Origin of the sequence: Bacillus sp. NEAU-242-2 (genome assembly GCF_027853835.1) — a bacterium.
Lineage (GTDB): Bacteria > Bacillota > Bacilli > Bacillales > Bacillaceae > Bacillus > Bacillus velezensis.
The window spans coordinates 23748-47861 of sequence record NZ_JAPNNY010000008.1; the positions used below are offsets into that span (position 1 = coordinate 23748).

23 protein-coding genes are annotated in these 24114 nt (G+C 48.3%); 3 read left to right on the forward strand and 20 right to left on the reverse strand.

Features of this window, described 5'->3' with window-relative positions:
- Positions 1-3: 3 nt before the first annotated feature.
- The 11 genes from bamD to OWN49_RS18115 all read right to left on the reverse strand — a co-directional run bounded on the left by bamD (position 4) and on the right by OWN49_RS18115 (position 11897).
- Positions 4-1206 carry a bacillomycin D biosynthesis malonyl-CoA transacylase BamD gene (gene bamD, locus OWN49_RS18065; protein ID WP_077722405.1) on the reverse strand — a complete coding sequence of 401 codons (1203 nt, stop codon included), beginning with the start codon at positions 1204-1206 and terminating at the stop codon, positions 4-6.
- A gap of 557 nt (positions 1207-1763) precedes the next feature.
- Positions 1764-2549 carry a 3-hydroxybutyrate dehydrogenase gene (locus tag OWN49_RS18070; RefSeq protein ID WP_077722406.1) on the reverse strand — a complete coding sequence of 262 codons (786 nt, stop codon included), beginning with the start codon at positions 2547-2549 and terminating at the stop codon, positions 1764-1766.
- A 12-nt stretch (positions 2550-2561) separates the two neighbouring features.
- Entirely contained in the window at positions 2562-3224 is a 663-nt protein-coding gene (locus OWN49_RS18075) for a CoA transferase subunit B (protein ID WP_007410136.1), read from the reverse strand.
- A 17-nt stretch (positions 3225-3241) separates the two neighbouring features.
- A complete protein-coding gene (locus OWN49_RS18080) occupies positions 3242-3943 on the reverse strand; it encodes a CoA transferase subunit A (RefSeq protein ID WP_003153920.1) in 702 nt (233 codons plus the stop codon).
- Between the two features lie 24 nt (positions 3944-3967).
- On the reverse strand, positions 3968-5413 hold the full coding sequence (locus OWN49_RS18085) for a GntP family permease (protein ID WP_077722407.1): 1446 nt from the start codon (positions 5411-5413) through the stop codon (positions 3968-3970).
- 302 nt (positions 5414-5715) lie between these two features.
- On the reverse strand, positions 5716-6912 hold the full coding sequence (locus OWN49_RS18090; RefSeq protein ID WP_077722408.1) for a cytochrome P450: 1197 nt from the start codon (positions 6910-6912) through the stop codon (positions 5716-5718).
- Between the two features lies 1 nt (position 6913).
- The gene (gene bioB, locus OWN49_RS18095; protein ID WP_003153914.1) at positions 6914-7933 is read right to left on the reverse strand and encodes a biotin synthase BioB; all 1020 of its coding nucleotides are present in this window, start codon (positions 7931-7933) and stop codon (positions 6914-6916) included.
- Positions 7934-7935: 2 nt separating this feature from the next.
- Positions 7936-8637, reverse strand: a complete 702-nt coding sequence (gene bioD / locus OWN49_RS18100) for a dethiobiotin synthase (protein ID WP_077722409.1) — start codon at positions 8635-8637, stop codon at positions 7936-7938.
- Positions 8634-9794 (reverse strand): 8-amino-7-oxononanoate synthase, encoded by a 1161-nt coding sequence (gene bioF / locus OWN49_RS18105; RefSeq protein ID WP_003153909.1) that lies wholly within the window; start codon positions 9792-9794, stop codon positions 8634-8636. The genes bioD and bioF overlap by 4 nt, the downstream gene beginning before the upstream one ends.
- On the reverse strand, positions 9784-11130 hold the full coding sequence (gene bioA / locus OWN49_RS18110; protein ID WP_077722410.1) for an adenosylmethionine--8-amino-7-oxononanoate transaminase: 1347 nt from the start codon (positions 11128-11130) through the stop codon (positions 9784-9786). Before bioA ends, bioF begins: the two co-directional genes overlap by 11 nt.
- On the reverse strand, positions 11127-11897 hold the full coding sequence (locus tag OWN49_RS18115; protein WP_077722411.1) for a 6-carboxyhexanoate--CoA ligase: 771 nt from the start codon (positions 11895-11897) through the stop codon (positions 11127-11129). The genes bioA and OWN49_RS18115 overlap by 4 nt, the downstream gene beginning before the upstream one ends.
- A 278-nt stretch (positions 11898-12175) precedes the next feature.
- Here OWN49_RS18115 and OWN49_RS18120 point away from each other — a divergent pair, with 278 nt between their 5' ends.
- The 3 genes from OWN49_RS18120 to OWN49_RS18130 all read left to right on the forward strand — a co-directional run bounded on the left by OWN49_RS18120 (position 12176) and on the right by OWN49_RS18130 (position 14148).
- Positions 12176-12583, forward strand: coding sequence for a GtrA family protein (locus OWN49_RS18120; protein WP_077722412.1), 408 nt, complete (start codon positions 12176-12178; stop codon positions 12581-12583).
- A 6-nt stretch (positions 12584-12589) separates the two neighbouring features.
- Positions 12590-13483, forward strand: a complete 894-nt coding sequence (galU, locus tag OWN49_RS18125; RefSeq protein WP_176283350.1) for a UTP--glucose-1-phosphate uridylyltransferase GalU — start codon at positions 12590-12592, stop codon at positions 13481-13483.
- Between the two features lie 74 nt (positions 13484-13557).
- Positions 13558-14148, forward strand: a complete 591-nt coding sequence (locus OWN49_RS18130) for a DedA family protein (RefSeq protein ID WP_007410125.1) — start codon at positions 13558-13560, stop codon at positions 14146-14148.
- A 52-nt stretch (positions 14149-14200) separates the two neighbouring features.
- On the opposite strand, the gene OWN49_RS18135 is transcribed toward OWN49_RS18130, so the two are convergent.
- From OWN49_RS18135 to OWN49_RS18175, 9 genes are all read right to left on the reverse strand, one after another.
- Complete coding sequence (locus OWN49_RS18135; protein ID WP_007410124.1) at positions 14201-15730, reverse strand: acyl-CoA carboxylase subunit beta; 1530 nt, start codon at positions 15728-15730, stop codon at positions 14201-14203.
- A gap of 17 nt (positions 15731-15747) precedes the next feature.
- Positions 15748-16527 carry an enoyl-CoA hydratase gene (locus tag OWN49_RS18140; RefSeq protein WP_058906072.1) on the reverse strand — a complete coding sequence of 260 codons (780 nt, stop codon included), beginning with the start codon at positions 16525-16527 and terminating at the stop codon, positions 15748-15750.
- A 13-nt stretch (positions 16528-16540) separates the two neighbouring features.
- A complete protein-coding gene (locus OWN49_RS18145; protein WP_102422651.1) occupies positions 16541-17440 on the reverse strand; it encodes a hydroxymethylglutaryl-CoA lyase in 900 nt (299 codons plus the stop codon).
- Positions 17441-17455: 15 nt separating this feature from the next.
- Positions 17456-17668, reverse strand: a complete 213-nt coding sequence (locus tag OWN49_RS18150) for an acetyl-CoA carboxylase biotin carboxyl carrier protein subunit (RefSeq protein WP_007410121.1) — start codon at positions 17666-17668, stop codon at positions 17456-17458.
- Positions 17665-19014, reverse strand: a complete 1350-nt coding sequence (locus tag OWN49_RS18155) for an acetyl-CoA carboxylase biotin carboxylase subunit (RefSeq protein ID WP_166706237.1) — start codon at positions 19012-19014, stop codon at positions 17665-17667. Before OWN49_RS18155 ends, OWN49_RS18150 begins: the two co-directional genes overlap by 4 nt.
- Positions 19015-19035: 21 nt before the next feature.
- Positions 19036-20676 (reverse strand): AMP-binding protein, encoded by a 1641-nt coding sequence (locus OWN49_RS18160; RefSeq protein ID WP_176283351.1) that lies wholly within the window; start codon positions 20674-20676, stop codon positions 19036-19038.
- Between the two features lie 44 nt (positions 20677-20720).
- Positions 20721-21863, reverse strand: a complete 1143-nt coding sequence (locus OWN49_RS18165) for an acyl-CoA dehydrogenase family protein (RefSeq protein ID WP_003153894.1) — start codon at positions 21861-21863, stop codon at positions 20721-20723.
- A 140-nt stretch (positions 21864-22003) separates the two neighbouring features.
- A complete protein-coding gene (locus tag OWN49_RS18170; protein ID WP_176283352.1) occupies positions 22004-23542 on the reverse strand; it encodes a glycoside hydrolase family 10 protein in 1539 nt (512 codons plus the stop codon).
- A gap of 121 nt (positions 23543-23663) precedes the next feature.
- The gene (locus OWN49_RS18175) at positions 23664-24044 is read right to left on the reverse strand and encodes a DUF1360 domain-containing protein (protein WP_003153891.1); all 381 of its coding nucleotides are present in this window, start codon (positions 24042-24044) and stop codon (positions 23664-23666) included.
- Between the last annotated feature and the right edge of the window lie 70 nt (positions 24045-24114).

The window sequence follows — 24114 nt, forward strand, 5'->3', positions numbered from 1 at the left end:
GCTTTATTTTAAAATCCGCAATTCTTCCCAATCCGGAAGCTGTTTAGCCTCGCAAATTAATTTGCATAAATGGATCGAATGTTCGAGCTCTTGTTCTGAGAGCTCATTTTCATGTCTTTCCATTCTCTCTTTCAGCTCTTGGATTTGCGTAAATAATGCCGTCGTCATATTGGAATAAGCCGCTGAATCCTTGTTGTAATTTCGCGCAATGACGGATTGAATCATCAATTTATTCAGTTGTTTTTTGCGTAAACGGACAATATGTTTCTTTCTTTCTGCTGAATTGGAAAGCAAGTGAACATCAGATGTCTGTCCTAAGGGATAAGGTACAATGTGATTCGTTGTTTTTCTCAGCAGACCGGCTAAGACATTGTTCGGACCCATTTCGATGACTTCCGTCACTCCGTGTAAAAGCAAGTAATGCATCGATTCCGTCCATCTTACCGGCATCGTCATGTGCTGCTCGAGATGTTCGCTGATCGAATTTCCGCTGCTGTAAGGGCGTGCAGTGACATTTGAAATGATCGGCCATGCGGCATCCCGGAAGGAATACCGGTGTAATACAGTCTGGAATTGTTCAGATGCTGATCGTATCAGCGAACTGTGAAAAGGCGCACTGACATTCAAATAAGTGTATGCCGCTCCCTTTTCCTCCGCCATCTTGATGACACGTTCCACAGCTTGCCGGTGTCCGGAAATCACATGTTGCTGTTCTGAATTCATGCAGGCTACTCCTGCCGGAAAGTCTTCCGTCGACACTTTCGAACATATTTCCTGCAACGTTTGAAGAGAGAGGTGAGTCACGGCGGCCATCGTCCCCTGCTGCTGAGAATCCGCATTCTGCATAAGAATTCCCCGCTGCCTTACAAGTGTAACGGCATCCTGAAAAGAAAGGGCGCCGGCACAGACAAGCGCTGAATATTCGCCTAAGCTATGACCTGCCAGGAAGCGGGGCTTCACCCCTATTTCCTGCATATACACTTGAAAAGCAATAACACTGACCGTTAAAATAGCGGGCTGCGCGTTCATTGTCTTTGTCAATTCATTCATATCTCCGTTAAAACACAGTTTTTTTACATCCAAGGAGATCGCATCGCTCGCTTCTTCAAACAATCTCTTTGCGAGCACAAAATCATTCCAAAATTGTTTGCCCATTCCTACAAATTGAGACCCTTGTCCAGGAAATAAAAAGGCAAGATTGTTCATGAGATTCCTCCGATCATATTGAACAGAAATACAATATCCTACAAATTATCCCTTTATCTAACATCCTAGCATGATTATAACAAATGTGTATAGAATACTTTCGGAGGAGTTATTGTTCGATTTTACAAACGAATTAGATATATTTATTCATAAAATAAAACATGAGGGTTTCACCGAAAATCAGTCTTAAAGAGAGATGATGAAAAGCCGGAGTGGAGCCTGTTACCGGCTCTTCTTCACTTAGGACGAGCTCTTCATGTTTCATATGTTTTAGGGCTATTGGCATTATTGTGTCAGAAATTACATATTTTCTGTTTATTGTAAAAATTCATTTGTATATCTGTGAAGGATTGTAAACTGATGGCGTTTGATTATAAATGCGGTGCAAGAGATGGATCTGGTGAGGAAAATCTGCAAGGACAAAATACGCCGCAGAACAAGTAAATGACCCAGCCCGGATACCGATTGACGCAGTGAATCGGCCTATTGAGTGAACAAGGTTTTCAGGCATAAAAAAACAGCCGTTCAGAGCGGCTGTTTTTTAAATAGTACAAGAACTATTGAGCGGTATACCCGCCGTCCATGACTACGGCCTGACCTGTGACCCCTTTTGCTTTGTCGCTGGCCAAAAATACGGCGTAATCAGCGATTTCTTTCACTGACAGCAGCCGTTTTTGGGGAACGAGCGGAAAGATGACGTCCTCAAGCACCCGCTCGTACGGTACATTCCTTGTTGCGGAAATGTCCTTTAATTGATTGCGGACAAGCTGAGTGTCCACATATCCCGGACAAAGCGCATTGACGGTAATGCCGTCAGCCGCGCCTTCAAGTGCACCGACTTTCGTTAAACCGATGACGCCGTGCTTGGCGCTGTTATATGCCGCTTTCCCGTGAAAACCGATCAGCCCGTTGACAGACGCCATATTAATGATTCGTCCGAATTGATGTTTTTTCATAATGGGGAATGCATGCTTCATTGCGATAAATGGCGCAGTCAGCATGACACGAATGAGCCGTTCAAACTGTTCGGTGGGAAATTCCTCGATGGGCGCGACATGCTGAATGCCCGCATTATTCACAAGGATATCGAGACGTCCGAATTGTTTCTCGACCGTCTGCAGCATGTCGGCCACTTGCTTTTCATTTGTTACATCGCATGTGATGCTGACTGCCTCACAGCCTTCATCTTTAAGTCCTGCCGCCGCTTCTTTCCCCGCTTGTTCGTTTACATCAGAGATGATGACGGCTGCTCCTTCACGGGCGAATTCTCTTGCAATTTCAAGCCCGATTCCTCCGGCTGCTCCTGTTACAACGGCTGTTTTTTCAATAAGCAATGAATCCATGGCGGCACCTCCTCATTTTGGTCTGACCCCGTTTTTTAACGACTGGCTGACAGTAAAATGACCTTCTGTTTTCTCAAAGACCTCCTCCATTGTTACACCTTCCTGCAGTTCGGTGAGCGTCATACGGCCATCATGAAAATCGAATACAGCCAAATCTGTGATCAGCCGATCGACCACCTGCCTGCCGGTTAAAGGCAGCGTACATTCCGTTCTCACTTTAGATTCCCCATATTTATTAACATGCTCCATAATGACAATAATCCGTTTTGCTCCGTGCACCAGGTCCATGGCGCCGCCCATTCCTTTGATCATTTTTCCGGGGATCATCCAGTTCGCCAAATCTCCCCGTTCGGACACTTCCATCCCGCCGAGAATCGCTACATCAATGTGGCCGCCGCGAATCATGGCAAAGGATTCGGCACTGTCAAAATACGAGGCTCCCTTTACCTCGGTAATGGTTTCTTTTCCCGCATTGATCAGATCGGGGTCCTCCGTTCCTTCCGCCGGATAAGGCCCGATCCCGAGCAAGCCGTTTTCAGACTGAAGCAGGACGTTATAATCATTCGGTATCTCATTGGCTACAAGCGTCGGCATCCCTATCCCCAAGTTCACATTCATTCCGTCCTTTATTTCCTTTACAGCCCGTTTGATCATTCGTTTTCTGCTATCTCTCATTCTGTCAGCCTCCTTTATCATGCTTGCCGGACGGTGCGGCGTTCAATCCGTTTTTCATGAATCCCGCCAAGCAGCACGTGCTGCACAAAAATACCCGGCGTATGAATTTGATCGGGATCAAGCTCTCCGGCATCGACGATTTCTTCAGCCTCTGCAATCGTCACTTTGCCTGCCATTGCAGCGAGCGGATTGAAATTTCTCGCCGTCTTTCTGAACATCAGGTTGCCCAGAGGATCGGCTTTCCAGGCCTTTACGATGGCGGCGTTCCCTGTAATCCCTTTCTCCAGAAGATAGGTGCGCCCGTCAAATGTCTTATGTTCTTTTCCCTCGGCTACTGATGTTCCGACGCCCGCAGGTGTATAAAACGCCGGAATGCCCGCCCCTCCCGCGCGAATTCTTTCTGCGAGCGTTCCTTGGGGCACCAATTCGACTTCCAGCTCTCCGCTTAAAAACTGCCGTTCAAAGGTTTTGTTTTCTCCGACATAGGATGCGACCATTTTTTTGATCTGCCGGTTTGCAAGCAAGAGGCCTAACCCCCAATCATCAACACCGCAGTTATTACTGACAACGGTCAAGTTTTTCACGCCGCTGTCCCTGATCGCGAGAATTAATTGTTCCGGAATGCCGCACAGGCCGAAGCCTCCTGCGATGAGGGTGTCTCCGTCCTTGATCAGTGCAGCAGCATCTTTATAAGAGTCCATCACTTTTCCTTTTCCCATATTCGTTTCCCCTTTCTGTTTTGGCTACACAAGGCCCGTCAGACTGTAAATGGCGATGATGACAAACACAGCGGCTGTTTTAATGACGGTAATGGCAAAGATATCCTTGTAGGATTGGCGGTGGGTCAACCCGGTGACCGCGAGCAGTGTAATGACGGCGCCATTATGCGGAAGAGTGTCCATCCCGCCGGAGGCCATCGAAATCACCCGGTGCATGACCTCCGGTGGGATGTGGAATGTATTGATTGCTTCTGTATACGCTGCTGACATCGTGCTTAAAGCGATGCCCATTCCTCCTGATGCCGATCCTGTAATCCCGGCAAGCGCAGTGGTCGTCACCGCTCCGTTGACGAGCGGATCAGTAAACGTCTGCGATATGCCGCTGCTGACCATTTTAAAGCCGGGAAGCGCCGCAATGATGCCGCCAAATCCGTATTCGGCTCCTGTATTCATCGACGCCAGCAAGGCACCCCCGATGCCCTCATTCAGTCCTTCTTTCAAATTAAAGAGCACTTTTTTCCAATCGAACAAAATCGTTGTCATGATTCCGATGAACAGTGCGAGTTCTACTGACCAGATCGCAGTGACGGAGGAAAGGTCAATCTTCCCGAACGCTTCTAAACCGAGCTGCGCAAAATCAAATCCGTCAGGGTACCAATGCGGGAGCCACATCGTGAAGCATTTGTTCATGACTCCCACAAGGATAAGCGGAACAAAGGCGAGCACTTGCCGCGCGGGGCTGGGTTCTGCCTCCTGCGGTAAAACAGGCGTATGTTTTTCATTAGCCAGACCTGAGGGTTCCTCTGCAGCGGAAACTTCAGATTGAAATCCAGCATAGCCTTCTCCGGCATTGGCCGCTTTTTTGCGCCGGGATTCTAAATAAATCATTCCGGCCGTAAGCACAAATGCTGCACCAATCAGTCCGAGCCAGGGAGCGGCATAAATGTTTGTTTTAAAAAAAGCTGTCGGAATGACATTTTGAATTTGCGGTGTGCCGGGAAGCGCATCCATTGTAAAAGTAAACGCGCCCAATGCAATCGTACCGGGTATCAGACGCTTGGGAATATCAGCTTTAATAAATAGGTTTTTAGCAAACGGATAAATGGCAAACACCGCTACGAAGAGACTGACGCCGCTGTACGTTAAAATCGCACCCATTAAGACGATGGCGAGAATGGCTCTTTTTGCTCCCACAAGCCTGACGATTGTTTTTGCAATCGACTCGGCGAGCCCGGATATTTCAACAACCTTGCCAAAAACGGCCCCTAAAAGAAATACGGGAAAATACAGCTTAATAAATCCTACCATCTTCTCCATAAATATATTCGAGAAGAAAGGAAGTACGAAGCTTGGATCTGTAAGAAGCACGGCAAACAGCGCACAAATCGGGGCGAATAAAATAACTGAAAAGCCCCGGTAAGCCGCAAACATCAGCGTGCCTAATGCCAATAAAATAATAACAATGTCCACAAATCCCCCTCTTTTCTGCTCAAAATTAGTAAGCGCTTACAAAAATCGAGAAAATAAAGCAAAAAACATGCCGATTTTGTACAGTTTCTGAGGCTGAAAAAATGTGCATCATGGTGAATTTTCCGTTTTGGCGAGAGAAAAGGAGACCCTTGCTGCATGATATTGATTGGCTGAGCAGTGAGTTTTTTAGGGACAGTGAGATGGATCAGAAAGGATTTTTGCTTTATAAATATGTATTCTTTTTTCTTTCATTTATTTCCTGCAAGAGGAACCGATAAAATCCGGCCCTCCTGCATGGTCATTCAGCCAAGGACAACCGGAAGCTCTTTGAGCGACCTAAAACCAATGAGCTTCCGGTATTCAAGGCGGTGTGCGGCCAGCCGAAGCTTAGGCATCCGCTCAAACAGTGTGAGAATTGCAATTTGTGCTTCGATGCGCGCTAATGAGGAGCCTATGCAAAAATGGGCGTTCTTTCCGAATGCAAGATGCAGATTCGGTTTTCTTCGGATATCCATTTTATGAGGCTGATCGAATATGCTTGGATCGCGATTGGCCGCTCCTAAAAGGATATATACCTGCTCTCCTTTTTTTATGGTCTTCCCATTTATTTCACAGTCTTCTGAAGCGGTGCGTGCCGTCAGCTGCGCGGGGCTGTCGTAGCGCAGACATTCCTCGACAGCAGTTTCAATAAGCGAGGGGTTTTCTCTCAGTGCGCTAAGCTGTTCAGGGTGTTTCAACAAAGTAAACACACCGTTGCTCATGAGGTTTACCGTCGTCTCGTGTCCGGCTATGACAAGTAAGATACATGTCGCGAGTACTTCGTCTTTTGAAAGCTGTTTCCCCATAATAAACCTGCTGATTAAGTCTTCCTGAGGATGTGCTTTCCGCTCGTGAATCAAATCTCTGAAATATGCAGTCAGCCTGCCTGCGGTGTCGCTTGCTCTGACTAACGTCTTTCTTGACCGGGTAAGATCAATGGCCTGAATGACGTCTGCCGTCCATTGTCTGAATTGATATCTCTCCTCTTTCGGCACTCCGAGTATCTCCGCAATGATGAGGCTTGCCAATGGAAAGGCAAACTCTGAAACAAGGTCTGCGGTTTTTTTGTTTTGGATTTGATCCAACAAGTCATGAACCGTTTCTTTTATACAGGGGCGAAGTGATTCCGCCGTCTTTGCGGTAAATTCTTTACCTATATGCATCCGCATCCGCTTATGGTCTGATTGATTTTTAAATAACAGCATATCGTGCTGGATATGCGATAGATTTTGATATTTCGTTGAAGCTTCCGGAAGAGGAATGCGGTTTTTAAATCGGGTGTCTTTCAAAATCGCTGCCGCTTCTTTATACCCGGTGACATACCAGCCCGGATGTTTTAATATGGTTCCTTTATAAACAGGATCAATGGCACGCAGTTTTTCATAAAACGGGTAAGGGTCATTCCAAAAATCCGAATCCGCATGGAGGGACGGATGTGCAGTCGATAGGCCCGCCGTCATCTTATACCTCCGTATTGCAGGCGGATTGCAGGCCGGCTTTCATTTCTTCAACGGATTCGACTTCAAACCCTAAATCATGGAGCATTTGATGATCCTCTGTTTCATGCTGCCCTGCAGTCGTTAAGTAATCTCCGACGAAAATCGAATTTGCGGCGTAAAGTCCCAGCGGCTGCAGCGAACGAAGGTTGACTTCCCGGCCTCCTGAGATACGGATTTCTTTTGACGGATTGATAAAACGGAATAAGGCGAGCACTTTTAGGCAATACACCGGATGTAATTCGCTTACCCCTTCTAACGGAGTTCCGTCAATCGCATGCAGAAAATTAACCGGGATGCTGTCGGCGTCAAGCGCTTTTAAGCTGTTCGCCATATCAATGACGTCCTGTTTCGTTTCTTTCATGCCGACGATGACACCCGAACAAGGCGACATCCCCGATTGTTTCGCCGTTTCCACTGTATTGACCCTGTCGTCATACGTGTGGGAGGTCGTAATGTTTGAGTGATTCCTTTGTGATGTATTGATGTTATGATTGTACCGGTCTACTCCTGCCTGTTTCAGGCGCTCTGCCTGTTCCGGCTTCAGCAGACCGAGGCATGCGCAGATTTTTAAACCGTACGTTTCTTTAATTTCTTTGACAGCATCAACAACTTGATCTACTTCTCTGTTCGACGGTCCCCGCCCGCTGGCGACGATGCAGTATGTCCCTATATTCAGGTCGTGGGCGCGTTTTGCCCCCTTAAGCAATATATGCTTATCCACCATCCGATAAGACTCGATCGGCGCTTTTGATATTGAAGATTGTGAACAGTACCCGCAATTTTCCGGACACAGGCCTGATTTTGCATTCATAATCATATTCAGCTTTACTTTTTTTCCGTAAAATCGTTTTCTGATATGAAAAGCGGCATGCATCAGCAATAAAAGATCCTCATCAGGACAATTTAAAATGGCCAGCGCTTCTTGATTCGTTACTTCCGCCCCGTCCAGCACTCTCTCTGCAAGATCCATCCATTGATTCATGTTTATCTCCCCATTTGTGTCAGATTCATGAAAGAGGAAACATCTATATGTTTCTCAATCATGTGTTGAATGTTTTCCGGTGAAACGTGATCCAGCTTCGGTGTGATTCCCAAAATCGGAACTTTGCATAATGTTTCAATCATGCTCGGGTTTGTCTTCTCGTCCAGCCCCGGCCTGTTCCTTACGCCGTTGATCATAATGCCGAGAACCTCTATTCCCATGTTTTTCGCATATTCAACGGTTAAATATGTGTGGTTGATGGTTCCGAGATCAGGCCTGGCGACAATCACTGCCGGTAATTCCAAGGCTTTTATCAGATCACTGACTAAGTAATTTTCACCAAGCGGAACGGAAATGCCGCCTGCCCCCTCGACGATGAAACACTCATGACGATTTTTGATCTTACTCCAGTGGGCCATGACTTCATCCATGCTCACGGATTCCCCCTCAAGCAAGGCGGCCGTGTACGGCGCAAGCGGCTCTTTCCATTCAAATGGCGTGATTTCTTCATGAGACAGTGCGGTTTGTGACATGTTTTTCAACAGCGAGGTGTCACTTTCCGGATGAGTCCGCGGCACGCCGCTTAAAAACGGCTTAAACACTCCGATATCCGCCTGTTTCTGCCTGAATGCCGCGGCAAGTCCGCAAGAAACGATGGTTTTTCCGACGCCGGTATCGGTTCCTGTGACAAAAAAACTTCTCATTTGTTTATATTCAGCTCTTTTCTAATGGAATCAAATGCTTCTGTCAGCTCGTCTATGTCCTGTAAGCTGCGATCCGCCGTAACGGTCAGCCTGATTCTGCTTTCGCCTTCCGGAACGGCGGGCGGGCGGATGGCCGGGGCGCAGATTCCCTTTTTCTCCAGCAGCGCAGCGGCTGAAACCGCTGTTTTTGCATCACCGATGATAACGGGGATAATCGGTGTATCCCCGCCTCTTACGATAAAGCCCATATCGGCCAGACGCGTTTTTATCTTTTTGACAGACGACTGCAGCTCACGGCGCGTATCGTGCATATCTGATATGAGGTCAAATGCCGTATGCGAAGCCGCACAAATTGACGGCGGGAGGGCCGTCTGAAAAATAAACGTCCTCGCCTGATTCAGCAAAAAATCAATGAAAATGTTTGATCCCGCGGCAAAACCGCCTTCCGTTCCGACTGCTTTGCTTAATGTGCCGATGACAACATCAGGACAAACACCGAAATAGTCACTGGTTCCCCCGCCGTTTTCCCCGAGTACACCGGTTGCATGCGCGTCATCTGCTATCACAAATGCCTGGTACTGCTTTGCAAGCGCCATTATTCGGTCAAGAGGCGCGATGGTGCCGTCCATGCTGAAAACGCCGTCTGTGACGATAAAGCGGCGGTTCCGAGTCTGGACGGAGGCAAGTTTTTTCTCAAGATCAGCCATATCAATATGGCGGTACACGATGGTTTCCGCTTTTGATAAACGGCAGCCGTCAACAATGCTCGCATGGTTCAGTTGATCGCTTAAAATGACATCGCCTTTTTGAGGCAGTGAGGCAAGCACGCCGATATTCGCCAAGTAACCGCTTGAAAATAATAAAGCCGCTTCCGTCTGTTTAAAGTCCGCGATTGTTTGTTCAAGTTTTTCGTGCCACACAGTATTTCCTGTCGTTAACCGTGAGCCGCCGCTTCCCGCTCCGAACCGGCTCAGCGCTGTTTGCGCGGCTGTGATCAGCCGTTCATCTTTTGACAGGCCTAAATAGTCATTGGACGCCCAGGTCTGCCGCTTTTGCCCCTTGGTTTTAAGAGCGGTTTCCTGTGTTCGCAGCGTCCGATACAGCCCGTCTCTTTTCACTGCATCGAGCCTTCCGAGGAGCCATCCGTCAAAATCCACGGCCGGTCACCTCGGCTATCGCTTCTTTCATAATGGAGATCATGGCTTGTAACTGGTCGGTTGTGCTGGCGAGCGGCGGAAGAAAGGCGATGACGTCACCGAGCGGCCGTGTCAGCATACCCAGCTCTCTCATTTTCAAGGACACCTTGTACCCCATCCGCTTTTCAGGCGGATAAGGCTGTTTTGTCCCCTTATCCTGCACAAGCTCTATGCCGCACATCAAACCGAGCTGGCGGACATCGCCGACATGAGGAAGCTGCTTCAGATCATGAAGAAATTTCGCAGCCGTTTTTGATTTTTCGGCGACTCGTTCAACGATGCGCTCTGATTCGAATAAACGCAGATTTTCAATTGCCGCGGCACAGCCAAGCTGATTTCCTGTATAGGAATGGCCGTGGAAAAATGTTTTCATTTTGTCGTAGTCATCGTAGAATGCTTCATAAATGGCTTCTGTGGCAAACGTCACAGCGATCGGCAAATAGCCTCCCGTAATGCCTTTCCCTGCCGCCATCAAGTCCGGCTGGACATTTTCATGCTCACAGGCAAACATTTTTCCGGTGCGGCCGAACCCCGTCGCCACTTCGTCAACGATCATTAACACATCATATGCCGTACACAGCTTTCGTACGCCTGCCAGAAAGCCTTCAGGCATGACGATCATCCCGGATGCGCCTTGCACCATCGATTCAATCGTAAGTGCGGCAATCTCTTCGTGGTGCTTTGCAAGCAGCTGTTCGAGCGCGTGAAGGCATTCATCCCGGCACTGTACGGGGTCACCGCTTTCAGATCTGTATACATAAGGAATCGGGACTTTGTAGCTTTCAAACATCAGCGGGCCGTACACATGGTGGAAGAGTTCAATGGAGCCGACGCTGACGGCTCCGATCGTATCGCCGTGATAGCCGTTCTGCATCGAAATAAACGTCTGCTTCTTAGGTCTCCCTACGTTTTTCCAGTATTGAAAGGCCATTTTCAGAGCGATTTCCATTGCTTCCGCTCCGCTGTCGGAGTAAAAAACGCGTGTCAGCTTTTCCGGTGTGATGCCCGTCAGCATCTCCGCAAGTTCTGTTGCGGGAACGTTCGTCATACCCAGCAAAGTCGAATGAGCGATTTTTTCAAGCTGTTTTTGAATCGCTTCATCCATTTCTTTTTTGCGGTGGCCGTGTACATTGAGCCATACTGAAGAAAAGCCGTCATAATATTCTTTGCCGCTGATGTCTTTCAGCATGATCCCGTTTCCGCTTTCAATGATTAACGGATCTTCATCGTAATCTTTCATTTGTGTGAAAGGCAGCCAAAGATGCTGTTTGCTTTTTTCAATCATTGATTGTTTCATATGTTCTCCTCCCGCTGAATGAATACAGGCTGCTTCTCTAAAAAATGGATACAGCTCTCCGTATCTATGGAGCCATCAGTAAAGAAAACCCGGCATCCGCTTTCATCTCCGGCATTCTTCATCTTGGCAATCCGCTGATATCCCAGCTTCTTTGCGGCAACGTAGCCTGTTATGTAATCAGGGTCATCTGACCAGCACAATTCGGCAATAATTCCCGGATGTGCGCAAACTTTTGCCGCGATGGCATGTGCTTCTTTTATTCGTGAATTTTCCGGCATGTTGTGAGTAAAAGCCCATTTTTGAAAATCATGTGACGGCCAATCCACTCGGGATACCCGCACACCTCTATTCCCTCTGCAGTCAATGCGTTTTCCTGCCCGGATATCAAACAGGACCGCTCCTCTTGCTTCTGCATATTCCGCAATGTTTTCGTACGCTTTCTCGATCATGTGCGGAGGAATCCCCGCCTTTTGCAGAAGCTTGCGGGCGATTGCTTGTCCTTTTTCCGGCGTGTCTGTTTGATGGAAGGCAACCGGCAAAGGGCGGATCGTTTCGATCGGTTCATGAACGCTTTCAAGCTGAATCTGCATAAAATCAGGTATCCCTCTTGAGTGCGAGAAGCCTTTATGTAATAAGCCATCTACCGCTTCCTGTAAACCGCTGTAAGTGATGAGCCGTTCTCCGCCGGAAATGTGTTTTCCGCCCTGCTCATGGGGGGCGTTTCGGGAAGCTCTCATTCTGACGCTGTAATAGGTCTCTTCCCGCATGAAATTTCCCTCCTTTCTTTCACTTTGAAATTTAATGTTAACCAAAATAATAAAAGGTTAACACTTATACAGAATATTAGTGTTTCACGCTTAATATGTCAACCTAAACTACAAAACTGTTAACTTAATGAGTTTTACAAAGCCTCATTACGTTTTCATGTTTTGTTCATATTTTAGTAATTGTTTATTCAACACTGTCCGCTAAAGTAATCCATATCAACAAATAGGACAGCGATCCGCATCTTACTTATGAAGGGAGGTCAAAACCGGATGCCGTTATGCTGAAAGAAAAAGTAAAGACAGCAGGCCGTTTTTGCACCGTGGGCGCCGGCAATACGCTGATCGATTTTGGTGTCTTCTTTCTTCTCACCGCTTGCCTTGTCCCCTATCTGCCGGCGCAGATCTGCTCCTATTCGGCAGGGATCATCAACAGCTATGTGTGGAACCGGAAGTGGACGTTTCGTGTAAAGCGCAAGGCTGGCGGGAAAGAGATCGTGCGCTTTCTCATCATTAATCTTGCCGCGTCGGGAATCACCTTTTTGCTGCTGTACGAGTTTCAAAAAGGCGGCTGTTCGCTTTTGGTGAGTAAGCTCGCCGCCACTATCGGCGGAATGATGATGAATTTTATCGGAAACCGAATCTGGGTATTTGGAGATTCGCTGAAAAACATACAGGATCAGGAGTGAAGATGAATGAGAAAAAAAGTGAGAAAAGCGGTCATCCCCGCAGCGGGTTTAGGAACGAGATTTCTGCCGGCGACAAAGGCGCAGCCGAAAGAAATGCTGCCGATCGTCGACAAACCGGCCATCCAGTACATTGTCGAAGAAGCAAGAGAGTCAGGAATTGAAGATATACTGATTATTACAGGGAGAAACAAACGCTCGATTGAAGATCATTTTGACCGGTCGGCGGAGTTGGAAATCAATCTTGAGGAAAAAGGCAAGTCAGAGACGCTGAAGGAAATGCAGCGGATTGCCGATTTGGCCAATATTCATTACATCCGTCAGAAAGAACCGCTCGGACTAGGCCATGCGGTGCTGTGTGCGGAGCATTTTATCGGAGATGAGCCTTTTGCCGTTCTATTAGGTGATGATATTATGGTATCTGACACTCCCGCTCTTTCACAGCTCATAGACGTCTATAACCAACACGGCACAGAAACGATCGGCGTACAGCCCGTCGATCCTGCTGATGTCAGCAAATATGGTATTATACAGACGGGGCGGCAGAGCGGTCATGTGTACCGGGTTGAGGATCTGATTGAGAAACCGGCCGTTGAAAAGGCGCCCTCTCATATTGCCGTGTTGGGCCGTTACATATTAACCCCTGCCATTTTTAAAGCGCTGAAGACGATCGGAAGAGGCGCGGGCAACGAAATCCAATTGACAGACGCGCTGCGCGAAGTATGCCGCACCCGAAGCATTTACGCGCGGGAGCTTGAAGGAAGCCGGTTTGATATAGGAGATAAGTTCGGCTGTTTTAAGGCCGGCACGGAGATCGGGCTTCTGCGGGAAGAAATGAGATCGAAACTTTTAGCTTATTTAGAAGAGGTGTTAAAAAGAGAATCTGAAGAAATCGTGCGTTAAAAAATAATTTGTAACCATTTTGCTTGTCAATCAGTCATATAATTGGGTAAAAAGATAAAGAGGTTGTGAACAGTGTGGGCAATTTTATTAGTGAAATATTATCCTGGCTGACAAGTATGGGCTATTTAGGGATTGCGCTCGGATTAATGATTGAAATCATTCCGAGTGAAATCGTTCTGGCTTACGGAGGCTATATGGTGTCAGAAGGCACGATCAGCTTTATCGGCGCCATTGTCGCCGGTGTGATCGGGGGAACGATCGCGCAGTGCTTTATTTACTGGATCGCCCGTTATGGGGGACGGCCGTTTTTGGACAAGTACGGCAAGTACTTACTTCTGAAAAAGCATCATGTTGATGTTGCGGAAAACTGGTTTCGCCGTTACGGCGCCGGCGTTGTGTTCTCGGCGCGGTTTATCCCGGTCGTCAGACATGCGATTTCCATCCCGGCCGGCCTTGCGAAAATGCCTCTTTCCAAGTTTGTCATATTGACGACGCTTGCCATTATTCCGTGGTCTGTCATTTTCGTTTATCTCGGGTATCAGCTCGGGGGACAGTGGAAAGACGTAGACAGCTATGCCGGAATGTATACAACTCCGATCATTATATTGGCTCTCGTATTTATTGTTGTTTATTTTGTTGTGAAGAAAATGAGATCAAGACTGTGAAAAAAGACTGCATAAGAACGGCTGCGAGCCGGATCTATGCAGTCTTTTTTATTTATACCGGGTATACGGGGTGTTTCCGGTGTGTGAATGTCAGTTGTTTGGACATGTAAGCAGTGAGGCGTTTATTGAGTTCTTCCCGCAAGGAATCAGCAGGAACAATGCCGTCAATCACCATTTCAGAGGCAAGCCGGTAAAGGTTAATATCTTCCTTATATTCATCACGCTTTTCTTGAATAAAAGCCGGCCTTTCTTCAGGGGCCAGCTCGCTGATTTTGTTTGCGTAGACCGCATTCACCGCTGCTTCAGGACCCATTACGGCAATTTGCGCAGTCGGAAGCGCTAAACAGCAGTCCGGTTCAAAAGCAGGCCCCGCCATCGCGTATAATCCGGCACCGTAGGCTTTTCTGACGATAACGGAAAGCTTCGGAACAGTCGCTTCCGCCATTGCGGAGATCATTTTTGCGCCATGCCTGATGATGCCCGCCTGCTCAACCTTCGTTCCGATCATGAATCCGGGAATGTCTGCTAAAAACAGAAGCGGAATATGGAATGCGTCGCACAAAGCGATAAATTTTGCGGCTTTATCCGCCGAATCGAGAAATAAAACTCCGCCTTTGACACGCGGCTGATTGGCGATAATGCCGACCGGCTGTCCGTGAATCCGCGCAAGCCCCGTTATTAATTCCTGCGCAAATAACGGTTTAATCTCAAAAAATGAGTCTTCATCAATGACACGTTCAATTAAATCCATCATGTTGAACGGTGCGTTTTGATGTGCCGGGATGACATCTGAGAGCGGTTTTTCAAAAGCTTTCGGGTTCTTAGATTTGTTGACGGGCGCTTTTTCAGTATAATTTGCCGGAAAGTAGCTGAGATATGTCTGCGCCATCATGATTGCTTCCTGTTCCGTCGGGGCGAGGAGATCACCGCAGCCTGATACGGAACAATGCATACGGGCGCCGCCCATTTCTTCAAGCGATACTTTCTCGCCGATCACCATTTCTGCCATGCGCGGGGAACCTAAGTACATGGATGCATTGCCTTCGACCATAATGACAATGTCGCAAAAGGCCGGAATGTAAGCGCCGCCCGCAGCGGAAGGACCGAACAATAAACAGATTTGCGGAATGCGGCCCGACAGCTTTACTTGATTATAAAAGATGCGGCCGGCTCCCCTTCTGCCCGGGAACATGTCAACCTGATCCGTAATTCTCGCACCTGCGGAATCGACTAAGTACAAGAGCGGACACTGAAGCTTCTCCGCCGTCTCCTGAATGCGGATGATTTTTTCCACCGTTTTCGCGCCCCACGAGCCCGCCTTTACGGTTGAGTCGTTTGCCATCACACAAACGGTTCTGCCGCCGATGGTTCCGATCCCGGTAACGACCCCGTCAGCCGGCAGTCCGTCTGACATGCACTCGGCGAAAAAAGCGTCTTCAACGGATATGCCGTCATCGAATAAAAGCTTCAGCCTGTCTCTTACAAAAAGTTTTCCCTTCTTTTCGTTGCTTGCATGATATTTCGCGGCTCCTCCCTTTTCAATCGTTTTGCTGCGTGTCTGCCGTTCTTTTTCGTAATCCATCCGAGTCCCTCCATGTTTTATTTTCCTTTGTATTCAGGGGGTCTTTTTTCTTTAAAAGCGCGCAGGCCCTCTTCTCTGTCAAGTGTAGGGATGACTTGTTCATATGCTTTTCGTTCGATTTCGAGCCCTGTATTGAGATCTGTCTCCAGACCCTTGTTTATCGCGGATTTTGCTTGTCTGACGGCGATCGGCCCATTAGCGGCGATGCGGCCGGCCAGTGCTTTTGCTTTTTCCATAAGTTCATCGGCTTCACAAACATGCTCGATCAGCTTCATGTCTTTTCCCTCTTCGGCAGAAAGCCTTCGGCCGGTATAGATCAATTCTTTTGCCGCGCCGGGGCCGATAAGCCGGGGCAGTCTCTGCGTTCCGCCCGCCCCGGGAATGATTGCAAGCCCTGTTTCAGGAAGGCCGAGGCCCGCCCGGCTGACGGCTGTTCTGATATCGCAGGCGAGAGCGAGTTCAAGGCCTCCTCCGACAGCGGTTCCGTTCAGCGCTGCAATGACCGGCTGCGGGAGAGCTTCAATGGATGCAGCCGTTTCACCGATACGCCTGACGCTTTTCTTAACTTGTTCATGATTCATCCCCGCTCTCTCTTTTAAATCAGCGCCGGCGCAAAATGTGTTTCCGGAGCCGGTGAGAATGACACAGCGAATGGATGGCGAGTTTTTGATGTCTTCAATCACACGCTGTAAATGATCAATCATTTCTGAAGACAGTGAGTTGGCCGCATGCGGGCGGTTCAGCGTGATCAGACCGATCGTTTCTTGACAGACGGAATACAAGACGCAATCTCCCATGGCTTCTCCTTTCTCATTTCGTTCTGAATGCCTGCAGGTTTCTGCTTGGCAGATCTTTGCCTATTTTATCCGCGATCCAGTCGGCGGCATAAAGAAGTTTATTCATGTCCGTCCCGGTATCAATCCCCATTTGTTCGAGCATATAAATGACGTCTTCTGTGGCGGCGTTTCCTGCTGATCCCGGAGCATACGGACAGCCGCCAAGCCCGCCTGAGGAAGTATCGAAGGATGTAATCCCCATATCAAGAGCTGGAATGATATTCGCTAGAGCCGTTCCTCTTGTATCATGGAAATGGAGTGCGATTTTTGAGGCGGGAATTCTCGGCAAAAGGGCTTCAAGCACGGCTATGACCTGCAAGGGGTTTGCCGCGCCGATTGTGTCGCCGAGCGATATTTCATCAACATCCATTTCGAGCAGGGTGTCTGACAGGCGGATGACTTGTTCGACCGGCACGTTCTGTTCGTACGGACAGCCGAACACAGTAGACAGATAAGCTCTCGTCGCCATTTTTTCAGCTTTTGCTTCAGTAATAACCCGCCTGAGCTCTTGAACGGTCCGGTCAATCGGTTTGTTTACGTTTTTTTGGTTATGGGTTTCGCTTGCAGATAAAAATACACAGGCCTGATCGATTCCGCCTTCTGCAGCATGCTCCAGTCCGATGAGGTTCGGAACGAGAGCCGCGTAGACCGTATGTTCAGATCTGGCAATGCCTTTTGCGACGTCCAGGCTGTCACGAAGAGCCGGAATCCATCTCGGATGCACGAATGATGTCACTTCGATATAGGGAAGGCCTGTTTTTGACAGCATATTGATCCACTCAATCTTATCTTCTGTATCCACCCACGCCGATTCATTCTGCAAGCCGTCACGCGGTCCTACTTCATTGATGCGGACATGTTTCGGACAGTTCATGCTGCACCTCCCGTTTTATTGAAGTTCAATCAGGACCTCTCCTTCATCAGTGAAATCACCTTCTGATTTTTTCACTTCTTTCACCGTACCCGCTGCATCAGCGATAATCGGAATTTCCATTTTCATAGATTCCAAGATGGCCACTTCCTGCCCTTCTTCAATGACATCACCCGGCTTCACATGAATTTTCCACAGGTTTCCCGCCATCTGAATTTTTATGACGCTCATTTTGACGCCCCCTCGTTCATTGTTTGTAAAAAACCGGTTGTTGCCTCACCCTTTTCAAACACTTCTGAATGGGCAATTTTTGTCAGCAGCGGAATGTTGGTTTTAATCCCTTCTACATGATATTCGCCAAGGGCGGTTTTCAGTTGTTCAATGGCCTGTTTTCTCGTATTCGCCGTGACGATCATTTTGGCAATCATCGGATCGTAAAACGGAGAAATGACGCTTCCCTTTTCGACGGCGCATTCGTGTCGCACTGACGGGTGTCTTAAAACGGAAAAAGACAAGATGGTACCGGGTGACGGGTAAAAGGTGACCGGATCTTCCGCATAGATCCGCACTTCTATCGCATGACCGCGGTGATTGATATCTTTCTGCGAGAAAGTCAGCGCCTGCCCGGCGGCGATTTTCAGCTGTTCTTCCACAAGATCCAGTCCTGTAATTTCTTCTGTCACCGGATGCTCCACTTGCAGTCTTGTGTTCATCTCTAAAAAATAGATTTGTTTCTTTTGGTCGACGAGAAATTCTATTGTGCCTGCATTTTGGTAGCCGATCGATTTAGCGGCTTTAACGGCGGTTTCACCGAGTCTTTGTCTTAATTCATCGTCAACAAACGGCGACGGCGCTTCTTCTATCACTTTTTGGTGGCGCCTTTGTACTGAACAGTCACGTTCAAACAGATGAACGGTGTTTCCGAAAGAATCTGCGAGAATCTGAATTTCAATATGACGGGCATTTTCAATGACCTTTTCCATATACATTGCGCCGTCTCCAAAAAAGGACGCGGCCCGCTTTTGATTGCCTTCGAACGCTTTGGCCAGCTCTTCTTCTGAATGTACGATCTGCATGCCGATTCCGCCTCCCCCTGCAGACGCTTTCAGCATGACCGGAAAGCCGATGGCACGGGCTTCGGCTAAGGCGGAGTGAACATCGGGCAATGGCTCTGAAACACCGGGAACGATCGGGACCTTTGCTTTTTGCATCGTTTTTCGGGCCTCTATCTTGCTGCCCATCTTGGCGATGATATCACCGGGCGGGCCGATAAATGTGATTTGTTCCTTCCGGCAGCGTTCGGCGAACAGGCTGTTTTCTGACAGCAGCCCGTAGCCCGGATGAATGGCGTCCGCTCCGGCGGATTTGGCGGCTTCTATGATTCTGTCGATATGTAAATAGCTTTCATTTACTCTCGATTTACCGATCGGATAGGCCTCATCAGCCTCTTTTACATGCAGCGCGTCCCGGTCGGCTTCTGAATACACAGCTGCCGAGGGGATGCCGAGACGTTTGCAGGTGCGGATAATTCTTAAGGCGATTTCTCCTCTGTTGGCAATCAGGACTTTTTTAAACAAATGTGAAGCACTCCTTTTTCATTAAGTTAATTTGAGCTCTTCAATCGTTTTTTCCCGCAGCTTGAATTTCTGAATTTTTCCTGAGGCTGTCATTGGATATTCATCTGTAAACAAAACATACCTGGGGACTTTATAGCGGGCGATATGTTCTTTGCAAAAGGTTCTGATGTCTTCTGCGGAAGCGGTTTGTCCGTCTTTGAGCCTGACCCACGCCGCGGCCTCTTCTCCGTATTTCGGATCAGGCACGCCGACGACCTGAACGTCTGCTACTGCGGGATGCCGATATAACATTTCCTCAATTTCGCGCGGATAGATATTTTCGCCGCCCCTGATCAGCATGTCTTTCAGACGGCCCGTGATTTTGCAGTACCCGTCCTCGTCCATGACCGCCAAATCACCGGTATGCAGCCAGCCGTCTTTGTCTATCGCTTCTTCGGTCGCTTCTTGATTTTTATAGTAACCTTTCATGACATGATATCCGCGGGTGCAGAGCTCTCCTTGTTCACCCCGGTCGGCTTCTCCGGATGTTCCGGGCCGAACGATTCTGACTTCGATATGGGGAAGTGCGCGCCCCGCTGTTTCCACTCTTCTTTCAAACGAATCATCCGTTCTTGTCTGCGTAATGACAGGTGATGCTTCGGTCTGTCCGTAGGCAATGGTAATGTCGGTCATCCCCATTTTGCCGATCACTTCTCTCATGACTTCCGCCGGGCATGGCGAGCCTGCCATAATCCCGGTTCGGACGTGGGAAAGATCATATTCAGAAAAACGGCTGTCATTTAGGAGGGCGATAAACATCGTCGGTACACCGTGCAGAGCCGTGCAGGCTTCTTGCTCCACCGTTTTCAGAACGGCCGGCGGAGAAAACTGTTCGATCGGAATCATCGCCGCACCCGCGGAAACACACGCCAGCACGCCGAGCACACACCCGAAGCAGTGGAAAAACGGCACGGGAATACATAAACGGTCACTTGAAGTAAGCTTCATGCATTCTGCGATATTGGCCGCGTTATTTACGATATTAAAATGTGAGAGCATAACGCCTTTCGGAAATCCGGTCGTACCTGATGTATATTGCATATGAATGCAATCATCCTTTTTCAGGCTGTCCATCCTTCCGTCAAGCGCTGCATCCGTTACAGCTTCGCCATCCTTCAGCAAAGAATCCCAGCGGTGCATCCCGGGCGGACTTTTATCACCGATATATAACACCGTCCGTAAAAAGGGGTAACGTTTCGAACGCAGCCTGCCGTGCTCACAAGTTTTCAGCTCCGGAATCAGCTTATTCACCATCTCAACATAAGATGTCTGCCGGTAGGAATCCATGATTATCAGGGCCGAGACGTCTGAATGCGCCAGCAGGTAATCGAGTTCTGCGATTTGAAAATTTGTATTAATGGTGACCAGAACAGCGCCGATTTTCGCCGTTGCAAATTGCGCCGCGAGCCATTCCGGTATGTTGGATGCCCATATGGCCACATGATCTCCTTTTTCAACTCCCAGCTTCATCAGCCCTTTTGCGGTTTGCCGGCATAACCGGTCAAACTCGGCATACGTATAACGAAGGCCGCGCTCAGGGTAAACAACCGCTTCATGATCCGGAAAAAGCTCCGCGGTCCGCTCAAGCAGCTTTCCGGCTGTTAAATGGATAAGTTCAGCCATATGACCTGCCCCCTTCCATCCCTGTCTTAGTAAACGTTTTCATTTCACTTCAAAAGCTGTCTTGCGATGACCATTCTTTGAATTTCTGATGTTCCTTCTCCAATCTCCATCAGCTTTGCGTCACGAAGCATACGTTCGACACCGCATTCCTTCATATAACCGGAACCGCCATGAATTTGGATGGCCTGAAGGCAGGTTCTGACGGCCATTTCTGAAGCATAAAGCTTGGCGAATGCCGCTTCTTTCGTAAATGGCAGGTTTTGATCCTTCAGCCATGCCGCTTTAAGCACCATTTGTCTGGCAAGGTCAATTTCCATCGCCATATCGGCCAGCTTAAATTGAATGGCTTGAAATGACGATATCGGACTGCCGAACTGCTTGCGTTCCTTCGCATATGACAGCGACGCCTCCAGTGCGCCTTGAGCGATACCGACAGCCAGTGCCGCAATCGAGATCCGCCCGCCGTCTAATGTATATAAAAATTGTTTAAAGCCTTTTTCAGGATCACCGAGCAGGTTATCGGCAGGCACCCTGACATCCTCCAGCACAAGCTCGGCCGTATCCGATCCTCTCACACCCATCTTGTCGTACGGATTTGTGATCGTAAATCCCGGTGTGTCTGTCGGGACGATGAGAGCTGAAATGATCGGTTTTCCGGCGGAGTTCTTTCCCGTAACGGCGGTGACAATGACCGTGCGGGCGTAATTTGCGTTTGTGATCCAGCATTTTTCTCCGTTTATCACATAGTCATCGCCCTTTTTCTCGGCTTTTGTCTGGGTGCCGCCGGCATCTGAACCGGCATTCGGCTCTGTCAGCCCGAATGATCCGAGCGCTTTTCCCGAAGCAAGCGGAATAAGATGTTCTTGCTTTTGCTGTTCAGTACCGAAATAGTATAATGGGCTTGCGCCGAGTGACACGGCTGCCGCGTAGCTCAGCCCCGTGCTGCCGCAGGCTTTTCCGATTTCTTCAACCGCTGCTGCATATGAAATGGTGTCACCGCCCGCCCCGCCGTATTCTTCCGGAAACGGAATTCCGAGCAGCCCGAGTTCGCCTATTTTTTTAAATGTGTCTATCGGGAAGACGGCTGATTGATCAACCTCATGGGCTTTCGGGGCAATTTCATTTTTGGCGAAATCTCTGACCATTTCGCGCACCATCTGCTGTTCTTTTGTCAGTTGAAAATTCATTAACCTTCCTCCTTCTGCTGCTTTCTACATTTTATTAATGGGGGTCTTTATTCATTCCATCCAAATAAAGTCTGAACATTCGGACTCATCCATCGCAAAAAAACTGACAGCGCGGCAACTGTCAGTTTTATTAATAATGGCTATTTAATCGTCCGTTTTGCGGAGGGACGGCTCTCATGGTGAAGCCTGTCAACGGAAGTAACGATATAGGTGCAGGCTTCTTTCCCCCGAATATCAGTATCTGAAAATGTCTGCGTCCGTGACGATGTTTTTCTGGCTGTATCCACTAAATAAGGCTGCTTTCCCTTTTCTGCGCGGTAAATGGCGTAATAAGCCGTTTTTTTACCGTTGGATTTCGCATCTTCGATATAGAGTGTATGGCCTGAAGCGTTCTTCTCCGCCCGTTTGACAGACGGTTTTTTTAAAGCCGACTGTCCGAGCCAAGGCATCTCGGGAATTAATGCGGGCCGGCTGTACATGTCATTGATCAAACGGTTTTTCACATCGAGCGGATTACGGTTTAAATCCTTTAAACTGAAATGCATGCTGCCTTTTATCCATGCTGATCCTCTGTTTAGAGTAATCTGTCTTCCGTATTCCCCCGGGTCGGCCCAGGCCGGATCAGTATTGTTGTTGATTTTATAAGCTGCCTGCCCGATATATAAATGCACCGGCCGATTGTTCACTTCTTTTCCCCACCAATCCGCTAAGACGTCATATGCCGCCGCTTTAAATCCGATACTCCAGTAAATTTGCGGTGCGATGTAATCAATGTATCCTTTTTGGATCCATTCTCTTGTATCAGCATATAAGTCATCGTAGTTCCGCACCCCGGCGGCCGTTTCGGAGCCTGTCGGGTCATCTGCGGCATTTCTCCATACGCCGAACGGGCTGATTCCGAATTTGACATAAGGTTTTTCTCGTTTGATGGTTTGGTTGATTTCTTTTACAAGCTGGTTGACGTTATCCCTGCGCCAGTCATCAATTGATGCAAAGTGAGCTTTTCCGTACCGTTCGTATTCCGCCTGATCGGGGAATTCCTGTCCGGCAATTTTATAAGGATAAAAATAATCATCCATATGAACCGCATCAATGTCATAACGGCTGACCACCTCTTTGATTCCATCCGTTATAAATTGTCTTACTTCCGGAATTCCAGGATTATAGTACAGCTGTTTTCCGTATGCAGCGACCCAGTCCGGATGAGAACGCGCGGGATGATCGTCTGAAAGCGCATTCAAATTTGTGTGATTCATCGTGATCCGGTAAGGATTGAACCAAGCGTGAAATTCAAGATTCCGTTTATGTGTCTCTTCAACTAAAAAAGCAAGCGGGTCGTAGCCGGGATTTTTGCCTTGGGTTCCTGTCAGATACTCTGACCAAGGCCCGTAATCTGATGGATAAAAAGCATCAGCCGCAGGCTTAATTTGGACGATAACGGCGTTCATCCCCATCTCCTGAACGTCATCCAGCAGCTTGCTGTATTCTCTTTTTTGCTCTTCCGGTGACAGCCCTTTTTTAGAGGGCCAGTCGATATTAGTGACAGACGCGATCCATACGGCTCTCATTTCTCTCTCCGGCTGAGTGCCGCTTGCTTGTGCGGATGCTGAGAACGTAAAGATGCCGGCTGTCAGTACAACGGCCAAAAACCATATCATGCTAAAACGGCAGCTTTTCATGTTTTTCCCCCTCTCTGCTTTACGGTATTCCGAAGCATTCCGGGCGGTGAATCAGAAAGCCCGCTTTGCTCCTCTCAGCCTAAAAGGGAAAGAAAAAAGTCCTAAAGCGAATCAAAACGCTTCAGGACTTTTTATGTTTTATGGCGGCGAGCACGTCAATGACCTTCGTTCCGACGCCGACGCATGTTTCAAGAATGGCCTGCGCTCCGGCAATGGACAAAATGAAAATAACCGGATGCGCATAGCGGGGCCAGACCAAATAGCAGATGCCGATCAATATGGCGCACCAGACGCCCGCACACCAATAACATTGCAGCATATAACCGAATGCGGAGGAAGGGACTTTTTTTTGGACGGCGCGCCCGTTTTGATCGACGGTTTTTTCTTGCTTTATAAAGGGTTTTCTTATGAATTCCGTAATCTTATCAAATACGATCAAATGGGTCAGCCGGTAGCTGGCAAGAATAATCATTACATACGTAAGCCAAGATAGGTTCGTCATCTCAAAGCCTCCAAAAAAAACTGAGTTTGATTCCCCTATCTTGCCCTTTGACTTCTTCAGTCATTCTGCC